Origin of the sequence: Bradyrhizobium sp. RD5-C2 (assembly GCF_019972155.1) — a bacterium.
Classification (GTDB): Bacteria; Pseudomonadota; Alphaproteobacteria; order Rhizobiales; family Xanthobacteraceae; genus Bradyrhizobium.
The window spans coordinates 338,131-356,017 of sequence record NZ_BOVL01000026.1 but is presented as its reverse complement, the minus strand read 5'-3'; the positions used below and the strand labels follow the sequence as shown (position 1 = coordinate 356,017).

General features: G+C 60.3%; 15 protein-coding genes. 9 read left to right on the top strand and 6 right to left on the bottom strand.

Annotated features, from left to right (window positions below):
• Positions 1-53: 53 nt before the first annotated feature.
• Positions 54-2,690 carry a type VI secretion system ATPase TssH gene (gene tssH / locus BraRD5C2_RS33415; RefSeq protein WP_223975660.1) on the top strand — a complete coding sequence of 879 codons (2,637 nt, stop codon included), beginning with the start codon at positions 54-56 and terminating at the stop codon, positions 2,688-2,690.
• 5 nt (positions 2,691-2,695) lie between these two features.
• Positions 2,696-4,282, top strand: a complete 1,587-nt coding sequence (locus tag BraRD5C2_RS33410) for a methyltransferase regulatory domain-containing protein (protein WP_223975659.1) — start codon at positions 2,696-2,698, stop codon at positions 4,280-4,282.
• An 88-nt stretch (positions 4,283-4,370) separates the two neighbouring features.
• On the opposite strand, the gene BraRD5C2_RS33405 is transcribed toward BraRD5C2_RS33410, so the two are convergent.
• A complete protein-coding gene (locus BraRD5C2_RS33405) occupies positions 4,371-4,946 on the bottom strand; it encodes a hypothetical protein (protein WP_223975657.1) in 576 nt (191 codons plus the stop codon).
• Between the two features lie 47 nt (positions 4,947-4,993).
• Between BraRD5C2_RS33405 and BraRD5C2_RS33400 the strand changes: the two genes are divergently transcribed.
• Together BraRD5C2_RS33400 and BraRD5C2_RS33395 are read left to right on the top strand one after the other, a co-directional pair.
• Entirely contained in the window at positions 4,994-6,007 is a 1,014-nt protein-coding gene (locus BraRD5C2_RS33400) for a hypothetical protein (RefSeq protein ID WP_223975655.1), read from the top strand.
• 39 nt (positions 6,008-6,046) lie between these two features.
• Positions 6,047-7,429 (top strand): hypothetical protein, encoded by a 1,383-nt coding sequence (locus BraRD5C2_RS33395; RefSeq protein WP_223975653.1) that lies wholly within the window; start codon positions 6,047-6,049, stop codon positions 7,427-7,429.
• 258 nt (positions 7,430-7,687) lie between these two features.
• On the opposite strand, the gene BraRD5C2_RS33390 is transcribed toward BraRD5C2_RS33395, so the two are convergent.
• Entirely contained in the window at positions 7,688-8,776 is a 1,089-nt protein-coding gene (locus tag BraRD5C2_RS33390) for a M91 family zinc metallopeptidase (protein WP_223975651.1), read from the bottom strand.
• 138 nt (positions 8,777-8,914) lie between these two features.
• Between BraRD5C2_RS33390 and BraRD5C2_RS33385 the strand changes: the two genes are divergently transcribed.
• Positions 8,915-9,595, top strand: a complete 681-nt coding sequence (locus BraRD5C2_RS33385; protein WP_223975650.1) for a hypothetical protein — start codon at positions 8,915-8,917, stop codon at positions 9,593-9,595.
• Positions 9,596-9,832: 237 nt separating this feature from the next.
• On the opposite strand, the gene BraRD5C2_RS33380 is transcribed toward BraRD5C2_RS33385, so the two are convergent.
• From BraRD5C2_RS33380 to BraRD5C2_RS33365, 4 genes are all read right to left on the bottom strand, one after another.
• On the bottom strand, positions 9,833-10,306 hold the full coding sequence (locus BraRD5C2_RS33380) for a winged helix-turn-helix transcriptional regulator (RefSeq protein ID WP_223975649.1): 474 nt from the start codon (positions 10,304-10,306) through the stop codon (positions 9,833-9,835).
• A 153-nt stretch (positions 10,307-10,459) separates the two neighbouring features.
• Positions 10,460-11,725 (bottom strand): CaiB/BaiF CoA transferase family protein, encoded by a 1,266-nt coding sequence (locus BraRD5C2_RS33375; RefSeq protein WP_223975648.1) that lies wholly within the window; start codon positions 11,723-11,725, stop codon positions 10,460-10,462.
• Positions 11,726-11,727: 2 nt separating this feature from the next.
• Positions 11,728-12,525 (bottom strand): enoyl-CoA hydratase/isomerase family protein, encoded by a 798-nt coding sequence (locus BraRD5C2_RS33370; protein ID WP_223975647.1) that lies wholly within the window; start codon positions 12,523-12,525, stop codon positions 11,728-11,730.
• A 165-nt stretch (positions 12,526-12,690) separates the two neighbouring features.
• Entirely contained in the window at positions 12,691-13,182 is a 492-nt protein-coding gene (locus tag BraRD5C2_RS33365) for a winged helix-turn-helix transcriptional regulator (RefSeq protein WP_223975646.1), read from the bottom strand.
• Positions 13,183-13,299: 117 nt separating this feature from the next.
• Between BraRD5C2_RS33365 and BraRD5C2_RS33360 the strand changes: the two genes are divergently transcribed.
• From BraRD5C2_RS33360 to BraRD5C2_RS33345, 4 genes are read left to right on the top strand one after another with little or no spacing between them, the layout of a single operon-like run.
• Positions 13,300-14,025 (top strand): hypothetical protein, encoded by a 726-nt coding sequence (locus BraRD5C2_RS33360; protein WP_223975645.1) that lies wholly within the window; start codon positions 13,300-13,302, stop codon positions 14,023-14,025.
• A 20-nt stretch (positions 14,026-14,045) separates the two neighbouring features.
• On the top strand, positions 14,046-14,543 hold the full coding sequence (locus tag BraRD5C2_RS33355; RefSeq protein WP_223975644.1) for a (2Fe-2S)-binding protein: 498 nt from the start codon (positions 14,046-14,048) through the stop codon (positions 14,541-14,543).
• A complete protein-coding gene (locus BraRD5C2_RS33350; protein WP_223975643.1) occupies positions 14,536-16,908 on the top strand; it encodes a xanthine dehydrogenase family protein molybdopterin-binding subunit in 2,373 nt (790 codons plus the stop codon). Before BraRD5C2_RS33355 ends, BraRD5C2_RS33350 begins: the two co-directional genes overlap by 8 nt.
• Complete coding sequence (locus tag BraRD5C2_RS33345) at positions 16,905-17,759, top strand: FAD binding domain-containing protein (protein ID WP_223975642.1); 855 nt, start codon at positions 16,905-16,907, stop codon at positions 17,757-17,759. Before BraRD5C2_RS33350 ends, BraRD5C2_RS33345 begins: the two co-directional genes overlap by 4 nt.
• Positions 17,760-17,887: the final 128 nt, after the last annotated feature.

Sequence of the window (17,887 nt, the reverse complement as noted above, 5' to 3'; positions counted from 1 at the left end):
ATTTCCAAGATGAGCCGGGCATCGCCCCGGGGCAATTGAGCAGGAGGCCCACCGTGACCGACATCAGCCTCGAGGCCGTGACTGGAAAGCTGAACCGCGCCGGCTACGATGCTTTCATACAGGCCCTGCGTCACGCTAAGAGCGCGAGCAACCGCAACGTCGAGCTCGCACACTGGCTGTTTCACATCCTGCAACAGGAAAGGACCGACTTCAGCCTCGCGGCGGACCACTACAAGCTGGACCGCGCGCGGCTGCTGTCTGATCTCGCAGGCGTCATCAACGGCTTCCGCAAGAACGAAACCGATATGCCGGGGATCGCCAATTCGGTCATCGATATTCTCGACCGTGGCTGGCACTACGCCACGCTGTTCTTCGGCGAGACTCAGATCCGCACTGGCCATCTCCTGGTCGCCGGACTGAAATCGAATGAGATCCGTCGTGCCCTCAACAACATCTCGCAGGAGTTCGCCAAGATAAACGTAGACGCATTGGCAGCGGAGCACCGCGCCGTCTGGGCAGGCTCTGAGGAAGAAACGATGCGTCCGATGGACGGCACCGGATTGGCCGGTGCCGGCTCTGACGGTGCCGACCGGGCAAATCCCAAGGGAACAACGCCGCTCGACAGATTCTCCCAGGATCTCACCGCCAAAGCCAGATCGGGCGAGATGGACCCGATCCTCGGGCGAGACGACGAAATCCGCCAATTGATCGACGTGCTGATGCGCCGGCGGCAAAACAATCCGATCCTCACCGGCGAAGCCGGCGTCGGCAAGACCGCCGTGGTCGAGGGATTTGCCCAGCGCATTGCCGCTGGCGAGGTGCCACCGCCACTGCGCAACGTCAGGCTCTGCGCGCTGGATATCGGCCTGATGCAGGCCGGCGCCTCGATGAAGGGTGAATTCGAGCAACGCCTGCGCTCGGTGATCGACGAGGTGCAGAACTCGCCGACCCCGATTATCCTGTTCATTGACGAAGCTCACACGCTGATCGGCGCCGGTGGAGCGGCCGGCACCGGCGACGCAGCCAATCTCCTCAAGCCTCCCCTCGCCCGCGGCACGCTGCGTACCATCGCCGCCACCACCTGGGCAGAATATCGCCAATATATCGAAAAGGATCCCGCGCTCACACGACGCTTCCAGCCGATCCAGGTCGATGAGCCGGATGTCGAGACCTGCTGCATCATGCTGCGCGGTCTCCTCGGCCCGATGGAAAAGCACCACGGCGTTCGCATTTCGGACGCCGCGATCGTGACCGCGGTCAACCTGTCGCATCGCTACATTCCGTCCCGACAGTTGCCGGACAAGGCGGTCAGCCTGCTGGACACAGCTTCGGCGCGGGTCGCCATCAGTCAAAGTGCGACGCCGGCTCTGATCGAGGACGCTCGCGTCGCTATCGCCGCTCGCGAAGCCGAACGATCAGCGCTGGTCAGCGATGGTGACCTCGGGGACGAGAACAGCGAGCGGATTGCCGAGGTCGACGGCGACATAGCCGCGCTGAAGGACAAGCTGAGCGGCCTTGAAGGCGACTGGGCCAGGGAACAGGAACTCGTCAAGGACATTCGCGGCATTCGCGAGATCCTCTCCGAGAACGGAGACGACGATCGAGCAGCGAAGCGCGTGGAGTTGCGTGGCAAGTTTGAGACACTGGAGGGCATCAATCCGGAAAAGCGGATGATCTATGCCCATGTCGACCAGCAGTCGGTCGCCTCTGTCGTGTCTGACTGGACCGGCATTCCGACCGGCAGAATGATGCGCGACGAAATCGAGACCGTCCTGAAGCTACCGGAAATTCTCAATCGCCGCGTCGTCGGCCAGTCTCACGGGCTGACGATGATCGCGAAACGAATTGAGACCAGCCGCGCCAAATTGGACAACCCGTCCAAGCCGATTGGCGTTTTCATGCTGGCCGGACCGTCCGGCGTGGGCAAGACGGAAACCGCCCTCGCACTTGCCGAAACCCTTTATGGCGGCGAGCAGAACATGATCACGATCAACATGTCGGAGTTCCAGGAAGCGCACACGGTCTCGACCTTGAAAGGCGCGCCTCCGGGCTATGTCGGTTATGGTGAAGGCGGCCGGCTCACCGAAGCGGTTCGCCGCAAGCCCTACAGCGTGATCCTGCTCGACGAGGTGGAGAAGGCCCATCCTGACGTCCATGAGATCTTCTTCCAGGTGTTCGACAAAGGGGTCATGGAGGACGGCAACGGCCGGCGAATCGACTTCAAGAACACACTGATCATTCTGACCACAAACGTCGGCACTGATCTCATCATGGGCCTGGCGCGAGACCCAAAGTATCGCAACGAGCCGGAAGAACTCGCCAGGCTGCTGCGGCCCGAATTGCTGAAGGTGTTCCCTGCCGCGTTACTTGGACGCATAGTTTCGATCCCGTACTTTCCGCTTTCGGACGAGATGCTTGCCGGAATCGTCAGATTGCAGCTCGACCGGATCGGACAGCGCCTCCGCGATAATCACAAGGCTGCCTTCGGCTACGACGATGCGGTCGTCGAGCACATCGTATCCCGTTGCAACGATCCGGACTCCGGCGGGCGGATGATCGATAACATCATCACCAACACGCTGTTGCCAGAACTGTCGCGTGAATTCCTCAGCAAGTCTCTCGCCAAGGAGGAAGTCAAGCAGACGCGCGTCTCGATCGTGAACGACAAGTTTGCATACTCGTGGAACTGACTGCGATGAACATCCAGACCGAACACCGCCAGCCAACCACCGGCATCACACCATACGATGAGGTGTACTATCCCGGGCATGTCTACGGGCTCACTCACCCAAACCAACTGGCAACGATCGCGACCGTCTACGGTATGCAGCCGGCTCCGGTCGAGCACTGCCGGGTTCTGGAGCTCGGCTGCGGCGTTGGCGGCAATCTGCTGCCCATGGCCTTCCAATATCCGGATAGCGAGTTCGTCGGCATCGACCTGAGTGGCGTTACCATCGAACGCGGGCAGCGAAACATCGCCGCATTGGGCCTGAGCAACATCAGGCTTCTGCATTGCGACATCATGGATGTCGACGCGGCCTTCGGACAGTTCGACTACATCATCGCTCATGGCGTGTATTCATGGGTACCGCCGATCGTGCGCGAGAAGATGATGACCATTTTCAAACGGAATTTGGCACCCGAGGGGCTCTGCTACGTCAGCTATAACGCGCACCCGTTCTCGCACCTTCGCGACATGGTTCGCGACATGATGCGCTACCACACCCGGAGCATAACGGGGATGAAGGAGAAGGTTGGACAAGCTCGCGCCATCGTGAAGTTTCTCAGCGAGGGGACGAAGTCCAACTCAGTGCACGGTGCGGTCATGCGCGATCAGTGCAACCGTGTTCTCAAGGCTCCGGATGAATTGCTTTTTCACGACGATCTCGACCAGGGCGCGACAGCCTTCCTGCTACACGAAGTCGTCGAAGATGCTGGCCGACATGGGCTGCAGTATCTGAGCGACGCCGACTTTTCACGACGCTATCTTGCGGGTTACACTGAAGAGGTGCGCGCCACGCTGCAGCGCTTTCCCGAAAACGAATTCATGGCGCGCGATCAATATCAGGACTTCATCGACGGCAACGGGTTTCGGCGTACGTTGCTCTGCCACGAGGGCATCTCCCTTGGCCGCCGGGTCGATCTCGACTTCATCACCCGGTTCTATCTGCTAAGCACCGCGAGCCCACGTCGACCCGACACCTGCCTGACCGACGATTCCGAAATGGAGTTTGAAAATCAGGACGGCAGCCAAATCACGGTGGCCAATCCGCTCCTGAAGGCTGCACATCTTTGTCTCGGCCGGGCCTGGCCTCGCGCGCTCTCGTTCACTGAACTGCTCGATGGCGCCCGGGCGCTGTTGGAAGGCCGGCAAACAAGCGACGACCAACGGATATTGACGGATGCGCTCTATATCCTAGCTTGCAGCGGCGAGATCTCCTTTCTGAAATCGCCGCCCTTTCTCGTGACGGAAGTCACGGATTGCCCGCAGGCGAGCCTACTCGCTCGCAGACAAGCGCAGACCGGACCACTGGTCACCAACCTGCTCCACCAAACGGTGCAGTTGGAAGACGACAGGACGCGCCACTTCCTGCAACTGCTCGACGGCTCTCGAACGATCGAGCAAATCACGGCCGAAATGACCGAAACCTTCGGACAGACCATCCAGGTCAAGCAAGTGGATGATGCCGGGCAGCCCGCCGAGCCGTTGCTACTCTCAACCCGACAGAGTGTTGACCGCTCGCTGGCGACGGTCGGCAAACTAGGTCTGCTGGTTGCCTAACACCTTCAACGGCGGTTAACCTCGGCACGAACTGGCAGCGATTAGCCCGCCGGCCAGCAGTTTGTGGAGCGGATCCGGCCCCGTCCCATCAGCCGTCGTGGGTGTATTGTTGGCCGAGGAGCCATCCGGTGAGAATGCCGCCAGGCCCACTGGCATAGACCGAATTAAGGCCCACACCGGCGCGCAGCATCCGCCATTCATGTTCGCCGACCCAGGGAATGCCGGGATCACCCTTCTGATATTGTGATAGCAGCGTTCGGGCAACTTCGGCGGCGTTGGCGTAGATCGGGCCGTTCGCCCAGCGAGGTCGCGGTAGACCTGTCATGCGGCAATAAAGCGCAGTGCAGACATAGGCGGACGCCTCCTCCGCATTGGCGTCAAGGCCGGTGCGCAGCAGATCGTAAGCCGCATGCAAGGCCTCATGGACGATATAGGCTTCGTCCATCCGGCCCGTTGCCGACACCACCTCCAGCGTATTCGCCGCGACGACAGTACCGTCCGCTCGTGTTCGCGCGACATCGTTATATTGCGCCGCAACACCTGCCGCGAGGTCCGTCGGGACCCTGACGCTGACCTGTCCCAACCGGATCGCGCGTGCGACGTGATGGAACGTTTGCGGTGCAATCGTTACGTGGCTGCCACGGATCGGAAACCGGAAGCGCATGCGCGCGACCGCCGGGCCGTGGAGTACGTCTAGCACCCTGCTCCGAAGTGACATCGGATCGTCCTCGCTCTTTACACCGCTCCACGAATAGTGGTCGGCTTTTCCGGTTGGGAGGTTCAGTTGAACCCGGCCCCGTCCGGGCCAGACCAATCGGAGACAGGCTTTGCTCTGAGGATGGCCCCGTGACGACCACCGACCCGACAACGACCGACACCTACCGGAAGATCGCCGCGCGGCTAACCATGCTTCGGCCACAGATCGATCTGTCAAAATATTTCGCGGGGCCGAATCCCAATGTCCGCCTCTACGACGAAAAAGCCTATATCCGCCGTCAATTGGAGAAGTACGGCGTAGCGGCCGCGACGAGCACGCTCGACGGCGTCACGTTTCTGCCGAAGGATTGGGAAGACTTGGTCAAGGTGCTGCGGATTGCCAAGACGTCGGATGGATTCGACGCCTTCGCCGAAGGGAAAAGCCCGGAGAAACCGTCGCATTGGGCGCTAGATCTGTCGATGGCGGCCACGATCGGCAAGGGATTTCGGGAAATCTGGCGCCCAAAGCTATCCGACCGGCCGCTCTCGACGCGAGATCTTCCAGGCCGGCACGGCTTCGGGCTTGGGCGCGACCGAGGGCAATGGAGCGACGACTACAGTGCGCAGTTCGGCAAGGACCCGCAGCCGCAAGACATCACATCGCTACATTTCGCGGTAGCGCCCGACCGCGTCAACGTTCACATCGACGAGACGGGCTTCGTGTTTGAGGGAGCAGACGGCGCCCTCACGGTCGGACCGAATTTCGGCCATCACGCCGTCAATGAGCTGTTCTGGAAGAGCAACCCCAATTTGCCGCGCTGGGCGATCGATCACATCGACCTGATCCTGCCGAACAGCGCCAATGACTTTTCGCGATTTGGCATATCGGTCGACCTGTATCAGCGCAAGGACCTGCGCGTCACCGTCACCGGTTCCTGCGGAATTTTCGGGGGCTTCGAGTGCTCGGGAACGTTGAGCGTCAGTGGGACGCACGATTTGCTCGGCTCCAAGCCGAGAGGCTCGCGCTGACGCGGACCGTAGATCTGCGGTCCGGATCTGGGAGGCGATATGCCGCAGTTGAAAGACAAGGTCGGTCGGTTTGCGGCGACGGGTCGCAGCTGCCAGAACTGGAAGCAAGACCAGGAGCTGGTCATCTCGCTGCTCAACAAGATCGCCATTTCCGACGGGGGTGCGGAGACCACGCTCAAGCCGCAAGTGGTCGTGACAGGTCATGCCAGCGACAGCCTCTACACCTCAATTCTGTATTTCCAGCAAAAGAACTTCCCGGGCACGCCTGACGGCTATATTCGGCCTGGCGGGCCAACTTTCAGCAGGCTCGTTGACCTCTCGACGAAGGTGGCCGCCAAGCCTCCCTCTCCAAAAGGTCAATGGGATGGGATCACGACCCCATCCGTCGATGCCGCGCTTCGCAAGGGTTTGATCGACGATTCAAAGCTAGATTATGCGGAAGTGGTTGACATCATCAGGGCGACCGTCGCGGACGGCACGGTCACCGCATTCGAGCTGGACGACCTGATGACCATTGCGAGCACCTCCAGAACGCTCTCGCCGACTTCAAAAAAGCTCATCACGCTCTTCGTCGGCGACGAAAAGAAGAAGTGGCTCGGGGTTGGTCCGTACGACCTCAATTCGGATCAAAAGAAGCTCGCCGCGGAGATGGTCTGCGATTTCCTGAAGAACACGAGGACGACGTTCTTTCCGAAGCTCGACCCGCACCGCGTCGGGATAGGCATTCTCAGGCGCATTGCGAAGCCGAGCCTCATCGATCAGGATCAGGCAAGCCTGTGCGGACCGTCCGCATTGATGTTCAGCTACGCATCCGACAAGCCGGGGCAGTATGCGCGGTTCGCCATCGACATGTATCAGAAGGGGCAAGCGAGCCTCGGCCGCCTGCTGATCAAGCCTGGAAAGGACGTGAAGAACTACACGCCGCCCTACTCGCTGGACCACGTTGATTGGCTGACATGCGCCTCCATTCGCGACTCCGAAAATTGGTTCCTCGATTTTGACGACACCGGCAGAATAAGCGATGTCGCTGGAATCACCGTACCGAGCGAAATGGAGCAATGGTTCCGCAAGGCTGGATACCAGGACGTGCGCGAGGAGACCAATCTGAAATTCAGCAAGGGCATCGACAACGTCATGGAAGCCAACGCCCTGCTCGCCGGCGGATACCGCGTATGCCTATTCATAAGCGCCAATATGATCGAATATGACGACCAGTCTGACGAAGGCTCCGTGCTCACGCGGCACTGGGTCGTCTTGCGCGACAAGGTTCAAGTGTCGAACGGAAACGTGACGACAACGATCTTTACCTGGGGCAAGGGAGACTACGCGATCCCGCACCCGAGCAAGGGCGGGGCTCTGAAGCCCCTGCCCCTTGCGGATTTTCTGATGAATTATTACGGCTACGTTGCTGCCAAGGCGTAAGCGGCGCTCGCTGGCATTCGCCATCTACCGAGACGATTCCCTCAATCGTCCAGACCTCTCCAGGTGACATCGGATTCGCCGCGTAGCGCGGCGTCAGGCCTGCTGATCGGTAGCCTTGGTCGACGGCTTCGAGCCCGCGCGACGAGCCAATGGCCCGTTTATGTTGGAATCAGTCTTGCCGGGATCGCTCGGCCATGAACTCGCCGTCAACGTGGTGGCCCGGAGCGCCGTGACATTGCGGCTTCGATGGGAGATTTTTCACGGTCGACCGACCATCGGCCTGCGCGGCCGCGTCCGTCCTTTGATCCGGATTTGGTCGTACCAGTAAATCCAATTGTACTTCCTTACCAACCCGCCCATGGGTGGCAGATGGGCGAGCCTCCAGTACAGGTCGGGCTGGCTGAGCCTGAACCGCTCGATTAGCTGCACAGGCGATGGAGATGTGTTCTGCGGATTATCAAGGAAGACAGCCGCTTCCCACAACGCATCATCGGGCGCAGGATCCTTGCCTTTATAGGGGCCTTCGGTCGGCCCATAAAACGCTCTGAAGAGTGGGGGCCCGCCCTTATCGGACACGTATATGTTCGTCAAAATGACTGCGAGATACTCTTCAGAATCCTGGTACCAATGGTCTGCTGGGGCAAAGTTCATCACGCCGGCTATCATTCGTGAGGCGTGAACGAGTTCGTGGTACAGCACCTCGTCGGTTGCCATCGCGGGGGCATGGCCATGGTGAGCCTTCTTGAATTTCTTTCGAAGAAGCTCTGCTTTCTCGGGCGAAAACAGGACATCACAATTTGCGCCTCCGCCTTTCCCGACGACTTTGAACAGGTCCTTTTTCTTTGGATCGGCACTTAGGCGGGTACCGCGGGCAATAATATATTGCTGTTGATCAAGGTCGTCGGCCACCGTCAGTGCGTTGGCGTCATCCAGGTTATATGGGCGAATTCTCGCGAACGATGGTTTGCTGGTGCCGAATTCGTCAAGCAGGGCCCGGCCGGTCGGGTGGCTTTGTATTTGTTTCAGGAGACCGACAATCTGACGCCTGTAGCTGTTCTTGGCCGCCAAGTATTTCTGCTTCAGCGACTCGAATTTGCCGGCATGGCTGTCGGCAGTCTCGTGGTTCACCACCATCCACGATCCCATGCTTCGGAAGGCTATGAGAATGCCGTTCGGCAGTCCTTCATCAACCACGGGATCGCCTAGATCCCACTGCAACATCGAAGCATCGAGTGGCGATGCGTGCTTCTCGATATATTTGTTGAACTTTCTGTACTGCTCGTTCTGCTGAAAGGTAAAACCTAAGAAATCGTAATCCAGCTCCGTAAGATCAACATCGTCGGCCATGGCGGCTCTCCATATTATGCTTTCGACAACGCGATGGTCCGCCGAGAACTACGCTGAATAGTCGCAAAGCAGACACCAACGGTTCGTCCGCTCACGAACACACGACCGTGATAGGCAACGACCCGGTTCCACGCCGGGTTGAACCGATTTGAACAAGGGCGAGACATAGATCTTAAGGACGTTGTATCGACCTTCTACGGGGGCCGCATCGTGGCGTGTACGGAACCGGAGATTACGCCTTGGCCCGAACGGGTCCGGCGCACGGGTGAGCTAAAGATATTCCCTGGGCCGAGCTTCACCCCAAGCGTTTGGGTCAATGATCTCGATACAGCGATCACGACGATCAACGAGCTTCTCAAGCAGAACGGCGTCTATCTTGCGTTCAGAAAGGCTGACGGTCCAGCTGGCAGCCCGATCGTGGCCGAAACGTATCCGGGCTCCGGCCTCCACGGCAGCGCCGTACAGACCATCGTCGACTCTCGTAGTGGCCCTTCGATGAATTCAGTGAAGCTGCGGGTGCCTGCAACCCCGAAAGTCGGCCGCGCGGACGCTGGCCAGGCAATGCGGCTGCACATCCTTGTGCACGAACTCGTCCATTGTATTGGTCTCTCGAATTGCGCACATAGCAACGATGACGTCTTCATAGGGACACTGGTCATCGATAGCAGCGGCACGGTCCCGCCCCCGAAACTAGGCGGCCACACGATCTCAAGAATTAAGAAGGCGTGGCCAGAGACGTGGGTCAGCGTGCAGGGCGGCGCTCTCGCCAAACAATCGGCCGATGAGTTGAGAAAATCGATGGAAGGAATCAAACTCTAGTAGGAGTCACCGGTTCTGAGCTGGATGGCGAATTGGTACAGAGCAGCGTGCGGTCGAGGCTGCCCGAACCGGCAAAGCGACGGGCCGGAATGCGCATCAATCACGAGCTTAACGACAGGATCGGGCATGTTGGAGAACGGCAAGCCGATTGAGACATCTCGCCAATTCCGCGATAACTTTGGCGTCGGTTTGACCTGCAACGTGAGCCGCGTCAGTGATTAGAGTTTGCAGAGCGGTTCATCGGCTGATACGTCGTGGTTTGACCTTTGCATGCGGTAGTTGCCCACCAAATCGCTTTTGATTGAAAGGCACGGCGCCAGAACCAGCAACGATCTCGACGTCTTCAAGCTGCAACGGCTCGCCGCGCGCCGACAGCAAGGCGGGATATTCGATCTTCTGCCCGCTCGTGCGATCCCTGAAGACCACCTGCGGTCCGGCCGGCTCCGCCAGCCAGTCGTCGCCCCATTTCTTGAGCGCGAGATAAGTCGGGAAAAAATCGCGGCCCTTCTCGGTCAATACATATTCGTACCGCCCGCCATGCTCCGGCAGCGGCCCACGCGTCATCATGCCGAGATCGACGAATTTCTTCAGCCGCGCGCTGAGAATGTTCGGCGCCACGCCGAGATAATCTTGAAACTCGTCGAACCGCTTGGTGCCATAATAGGCTTCCCGCAGCAGTAGGATCGACCAGCGGTCGCCCACCACCTCCATGGCGCGGGCGATCGAGCATTCCTTGTTGGTGGAACGGGAGCGCTTCACGATGTGTCTCGCAGTCTTTTGCTCCGGTGATTCCCGATTACTTATAGCAGGAGGGAAGTGCGGTCCGCCTCCCCTTCTTCGATCCTTTGGCCGTTGTGCCAGGGATCAAGCCGCCTGCCCAGCCGGCTGCGGTGGTTTGGCCGCGACTTCCGGCTCAAGGGCGCGACGGTGCGTCACGAGTACCCCGGTCTCAGAAAGCCTTTGCAGTTCCGCCTCGCTCACGCCGAGCTCGCGGAATACCTCCTTGTTGTGTTCGCCTTGGAAAGCCGGCGTGCCAATAGGTGTCAGTTCATCCCCGGAAAAGCGCCAGGGGCGGCCCGGCAATTTGTATTCGCCGCCGCTGCGATCCGGCACGAGCTGGACCGCTCCCCAGTAGTCGCTCCAGTCCGATTTCGTCAGCTCCTTGATCGAGCGGATTTCGCCCATCGCGATCTTCGCCTCGTCGAACTGTGCGTCGAGCGTCGCCATATCCGGGAATGTCAGCATCCAGGACTGGATGATCTGATGCAACGCGCCGAAATTCAGCCGCCGGGCCGCGGCGCTCGAAAACCGCGGGTCGTCCATCAGATCGACGCGCCGCATCGCACGCAGCCAGGACGGAAACGTCCGGCTGCCGATAATGCTGGTGGCGACGGTGAAATGCTCACCCCTCGGCCCCGTGAAAAAGGAGCAATCAGTGGCGCCGAGCACTGCAGGCTCTGCACCGATGTCCTCATCCGACAGATCGACATGCGCGCGTTCATTGACCGCAAGCAAGGTCGCTGCCATCGCCACGTCAATATGCTGGCCCTGCCCGGTTGTCTGCCGACTGTGGAGTGCCGCGAGGATGGCGATCACCGCCTGCAATCCAGCATAGACGTCGGCATGCGACAGACTGTCCGTGCGCGGCTCTGTCAGGGCCTCGCCATAGTGCCGAACACTATTCTCGGTAAAGCCGGCCTCAGCCTGCACCGTCGGAGCATAGGCCATCCGGCTGCGCCAGGGGCCACCCTGGCCGTAACCGGTGATCGACGCGTAGATCAACCGCGGATTTCGCGTCGACAGGGTCGCGTAGTCAAGGCCGAAGAAGCCGAGCGTTCCCGCGCGAAAATTCTCCACCACGATATCGGCGCTATCGCAGAGCTTCAGCGCCAGATCATAGGCGCCAGGTACGTTCAGATTGATGCTGACGTTGCGCTTGCCGGCGTTCTGCTGCGCATAATAGCCCGACATGCCGTCGGTGGATGGAAACGCAAAGCGCGACACGTCCGGGCTTGGCGGCTCGACCTTGACGACCTCGGCGCCGAGGTCCTGCAAGGTCCGTGCGCACAGCGGACCTGCGAGCACACGGGAAAAGTCGACGACGCGAATTCCGCTGAGAGGACCACTCATGATCAGCGCCCCGCGAATTTGGCAAGGCCAGGGCCGTTCTTACGGAACGAGGCAAGGCCGGCTTTCAGATCTTCCGACGCCCAGATCGGCGCCTGCACTCTTGCCATGGCCTCGTCGGCCGCGGCCACCCCGTCGTTGACGGCGATGTGGGCCAGCTCCTTGGTCGCCGCGTGGGCCAGCGTCGGACCTTGCGCGAATTCCTCGGCGACCGCCATGGTCGCCTTCTCCAGCGATTCTTCCGGAACGGTAAGATTGATCAGGCCCCACTTTTCCAGGGTTGGCGCATCATAGCGGCGCGCCAGCATCGACATCTCCTTGGCGCGCAGTGCACCGATCCGCTGCACCTGACGCTGGATGCCGCCCAGCAATGGATGCAGTCCAAGCGTAGCCTCCACCGAACCGATCTTCGCCGACGACGCCGCGATGATGTAGTCGCAAGACAGCGCCAGCTCGAGGCCACCGCCGAGACAGACGCCATGGATGCTCGCGATCAACGGGATCGGCAGCAATTCCATGAAGCGGAGAAACTCGACACCGTTCAGGCGGCGGTTCTCGCTGCTTGATTCGCCACTGCCTTGCTCCACGCGTTTGTCGAAAATATCGAGATCGGCGCCGGCGGAAAAATGTCGAAGCCCGCTGCGAAGGACGATCGCCCGGCTACCGGCTTTTTGCGCCTCTTCGACCTGCTCGACGACGGCATTGATGAGCTTTGGTCCAAGCAAATTGTAGGGCCGATAGACCATGGTCAATACGGAAGTATTGCCGCGCTGCTCGCGCGCAATCAGTGCATCCTCGGACACCACGCACCTCCCTGGTTGAACGCTACGATGCGCGCTGCTCTTTCGTTGCGGCGAGCTTACATCATGACTTGCAATTTGCAAGTCATGATGGCGAATTAAATGATACCAATCATTTCACAAAGGCTGTGCGGCGCGGCTTGCAGACAGAGGCAGGTTCGCCGGCTCTCATTTCCGGAAATGGGTCAGGCGCCACCGCACCAGTTCATCGGCGCCGGGGCCTGCTTGCGGCTGCACGTCCTGAAGCCTGATGCCTTGCCCGGTCTCGCTGTCGACCCTCGCAAGCTTCACCGGGTGCCCGGTTTTTCGATCGACGAATTTGAGTGGCGGCCCAGCGTCCCCGGAAACCGCCCATTTGTCCCCCACCTGTAACAGCGCCTGCAGTACAAGGATGGTGTCCCGGCCCTTCGCAGTCAGACGGTACTCGTATCGCTCGGGATTGGTCTGGTATTGGCGCCGCTCGACCAATTCGTGGCCGTCAAGGTGCTTTAGCCGATCGGACAAGGTCGCGTTGGTTACGCCGGTAGAGCGGCGCAGGTCCTCGTACCGGCTGAGCCCGAGCGACAGATCGCGCAGGATCAAGACGGCCCAGCGATCACCGATCGCGTCCATGACGCCGGCGATCGAGCACGCCATCCCATCAAAGCTCTTTGACTTCATAAAACGCTTGCCTCTTATTCACTCTTATCATTAGAGTGACTAATTGTCGACGGCTATCTTCGCTTCCGCAGGCCAGCCCCCGTCTATGGGGGCCACCAATTTCGACGGAATGGAACCATGATCATGCGCGAGCTTCGCGACCTTGTCATCGATGCCCACGGCGGCATCGAACGCTGGAATAATGTGAAAGCCATCGAAGGCGACATGTCGATCAGCGGCGGCCTTTGGGCACGAAAGGGGTGGCCGGTGGCGCTGAAGAACGTCCGCGTCACGGCCGCCGCCGGCAAACAATGGATCAGCTACCACCCCTTCCTCGGCGAAGGTATGCGCAGTTCATGCACCCCCGACCATACCGTCATCGAAACGCTCGACGGCAAATCCGTCAAGGATCGCAAAAATCCCCGCGCCGCGTTTGACGGCCATACCGTCGAGACCCGGTGGGACGAATTGCATCTTGCTTATTTCAGCGGCTACGCGATGTGGAATTACCTCAATACGCCCTTTATCTTCGCGCTGCCCGGATTTCGCGCTGAAGAAATCGAGCCCTGGGATGAGAACGGCGAAACACGCAGGCGGCTCAAGGTCACCTTTCCGGATCATATCGCGACGCATTGCGCCGAGCAGGTTTTCCACATCAATGGTGAAGGCTTGATCTGCCGGATGGACTACAGCGCGGCCGTTGCCGGTGGCGTACCGACGGCGCATTACCTCGACGACCATCGTGATTTTTCCGGAATCAAGGTGGCGACGAAGCGGCGAGCGGTCCGCCGGAATGCAGACAGCACCGCGATTCCCGGTCCGGTGTTCGTGGCGATAGATATCGCCGACGTCAGATTCTCATGATTGGACCGTCGGAGAAAACAATGACTGACCACACCGAAGAGCTTCACGTTGTGACAGTCGACGTGAATGGCGTACGCCGGACCGCTTCGGTTGAAGCCCGCAAGCTTCTGGTTCACTTGCTCCGCGACGATCTCGGCCTCACGGGAACCCATGTTGGTTGCGACACGTCGCAATGCGGTGCATGCACCGTCGATATCGACGGACAGGCCGTCAAATCCTGCACGGTTCTGGCTGTGATGACCAGCGGCTCGTCGATCACGACAATCGAAGGGCTCGCGCGCGGCGGCGGGGCGTTGCATCCGGTGCAGGCAGCTTTCCATGAGCACCACGCCCTGCAATGCGGTTTTTGCACGCCGGGGATGATCATGAGCGTCCGCCAGATGCTTGGGCAAAATCCGAATCCGACCGAAAGCGAAATCCGTCACGGCCTCGCCGGCAACATCTGCCGCTGTACCGGCTACAACAACATCGTTCGCGCGGTTCAATCCCTTGCCTCGGAGGCGCCTCGCCATGACTGACACAACCGCGATCAGATATGTCGGTCAGTCCTTGCGACGGCGCGAAGACTTCAAGTTCGTTACCGGCAAGGGACGTTACAGCGACGACATCAAGGCACCGGGCATGCTGCATATTGCCGTGCTGCGATCGCCGCATGCGCATGCAATCATCAAGCACGTCGATCTAACGGTGGCAAAAGCGGCGCCGGGCGTCCGCCTCGCCTTGTCAGGCACCGATCTCGCCGGCAAGATCGGCTCGATCGTTCCCAACTGGATCATACCCGGCACGAAGGTGCCAGACCGGCCCGTCGTCGCCATCGACCGGGTTCGTTTCGTCGGCGAATGCGTCGCACTCGTCGTCGCCGAAACCCAGGCGATGGCGCACGATGCCATCGGGCTGATCGATGTCGACTACGAAACGCTTCCCTCCGTCGTCGACGAGGAAGCGGCGATCCGCGACGGCGCGCCGCAACTCCACGACAACGTGCCCAACAATATCACCACGATCTACAAGATCGGCGGTGGCGACTATGGCAAGGCTGCGCGGGAGGCCGACCAGGTCATCACGCTTCGCGTTGCCAACAACCGCCTGATCCCGACCTGCATGGAGACGCGCTCCATCCTGGCCGAGCCAAATGTCGACGGTAGCCTGACAGTCTACCTCCAGAGCCAGGTGCCGCACATGCATCGCCGCTGGATCGCCGACACCGTCGGTATTTCCGAACATCAATTGCGGATCGTGGCGCCCGATATCGGCGGCGGTTTCGGCGCAAAAATGCACCTCTATCCGGAGGAACTCCTCTGCCCGTATCTGGCGCGGCTCCTCGGCGTGCCCGTCAAATGGTGGGAATCGCGCTCCGAAAGCCATCAATCCACCAACCATGGCCGGGCGCATACCGAGGCGCTTGAGATAGCCTTCCGCAACGACGGTAAGGTCCTCGGTCTGAAGGTCGAGACACTGGGCAATGTCGGCGCCTATCTGTCGAACATGGCATCAGGCGGCCCCACCGTGAACACGATCAATTTCGGGACCGGCGCCTACAAGATCGAGCACTACGAGGCGCGCTCCAGGGTGGTTGTGACGAACACCGTGCCGGTTGATGCCTATCGCGGATATGGCCGGCCCGAGGGGGCCTACATCGCCGAACGCGCGATCGATGCGGTCGCACGCCATCTCAATCTCGACCAGGTGGAGGTGCGCCGGCTTAATTTCATTCAGCCCGCCGACTTTCCGTATCGGCCCTATAGCGGACCCGCCACGATCTACGACAGCGGCAATTATGAAGGCTGCCTCGTCAAAGCGATGGAAGCCTTCAACTACGACTTCCGCAGCGCCGAACGCGATCAATTGCGCGCCAAAGGCCGTTATCGCGGCATTGGCGTTGCGGCCTATACCCACATGTGCGGTATGGCGCCGTCACGCCGGCTCTCGCTGATCGGCTTCAACCGTGGCGGCTGGGAAAGCGCCCGGGTCAGCGTGGATTCAAGCGGCCGGGTGACAATCTTCTCGGGATCCATGAGTCAGGGCCACGGCCATGTCACGTCACTGGCGCAGATTGCCGCCGACGTCCTGCAGATTCCGATCGAAGACATCGACGTGGTGCAAGGCGACACGCGGCAAGTCCAGGCCGGTCATGGCACTTTCAACTCGCGGTCGATGGCGGTGGGCGGATCCGGCGTTCACGTCTCCTCTACCCGCGTCGTCGCCAAGGCGAAAAAGATTGCCGCGGGCATGCTCGAAGTCGATGAAGCGGATGTTTCCTATCAGGCTGGCAAGTTCAGTGTCCCCGGAACCGACATCGCGTCTTTGAAGTTCGGCACAGTGGCGAGGATGGCGCATGTCGGCCATCAGCTTCCGGATGGAATGGAGCCGGGTCTCGACGAGACCGTGTTTTACGATCCGAAGGGCATGGGCGCGCCTTCGGGCGTCCACATGGCCTATGTCGACGTCGATCCGGAGACCGGAATCGTCGACATTCTCGATTATGTCGCCGTTGATGATGCCGGCACTATCATCAATCCGCTGCTTGCCGCCGGACAGATTCATGGCGGCGTCGTGCAAGGCATCGCGCAGGCGCTCTATGAAGAAGTCAGCTACGATGCCGATACCGGGCAATTGATGACGGGATCGCTGTTGGATTATGCAGTGCCCCGCGCGGAGCACGTTCCCAGCATACGATCGCTGTTTCAGGAGACACCCTCGCCGACCAACCCGATCGGCGTCAAGGGCATCGGCGAGAGCGGATCGATCGCAGCACCCCCATGCATGGTTCACGCCGTGCTCGATGCGCTTTCACCGTTCGGGATCAAACATCTGGACATGCCGATGACGCCGCCGCGAGTCTGGTCGGCGATCCAGAAGGCACGCGCCGGAGCAGACCGATGATCCCGGCCTCATTCGACTATGTCCGTGCAACGTCGCTCTCTCACGCCATCGGCCTGCTGCAAGACGACCCCGACGGCAACAAGCTCGTGGCCGGCGGCCATACGCTGATTCCGACGTTGAAATTGCGGTTGGCATCGCCCGCGCTGTTGATCGATATCAGCGGCATCGATGAGTTAAGAGGAATCGAAGTTGCCGACTGCATCAGGATCGGCGCCCTGACCACGCATGCCGAACTGCTGGCTTCAAAACCTCTGCGAGAGGTGCTGCCGATCTTCCATCAAGCCGCCGACATGATCGCCGACCCGCAAGTGCGTAATCGCGGCACGATTGGCGGTTCACTGGCAAACGCCGATCCTGCGGCCGACTGGCCGGCGGTCGTCATCGCGCTGAAGGGCGAACTGGAGCTGGCCGGCCCCACCAGACGCAGGCGTATCGCGGCAAGGGACTTCTTCGTCGATATCATGACCACCGCACTCGAGCCAGGAGAAGTGCTCGTTGCTATCCATATGCCGCGTCCGAACCGCGGCGCGAAATTCCGGTATCGCAAGATACGCCATCCGGCCAGCGGCTATGCCGTGGTCGGTGTCGCCGCCACGCTGTGCTTGCGCGACGACATCGTTTCAGAAGTCATGATCGCCATCACCGGAGCGACTAGCCGGGCCTTTGCGGCCGATTCTGCGAGCACGCATCTGATCGGCAAGCCGCTATCGACTGAAAACATCGCAATGGCCGCATCGCTTACCGGCGAACAGGCTGAGTGCCTGTCAGACCATTACGCCTCGGCGGATTATCGCAAGCATCTGGTTAAGACCGAGGTCAGCAGGGCGTTGGCATCGCTGAATGGTGCCTGAGCGGGCCGGCTGATCTGCGCCGTAGAAGTTGACGACAAGCGCAACTTGTCGGCCGAACGACGGTGTTACGTGCGAGCTCTTCGTGCTGCGTGAGGCGCAGTGAGACTAAACACCGTCCGGTCGATTCG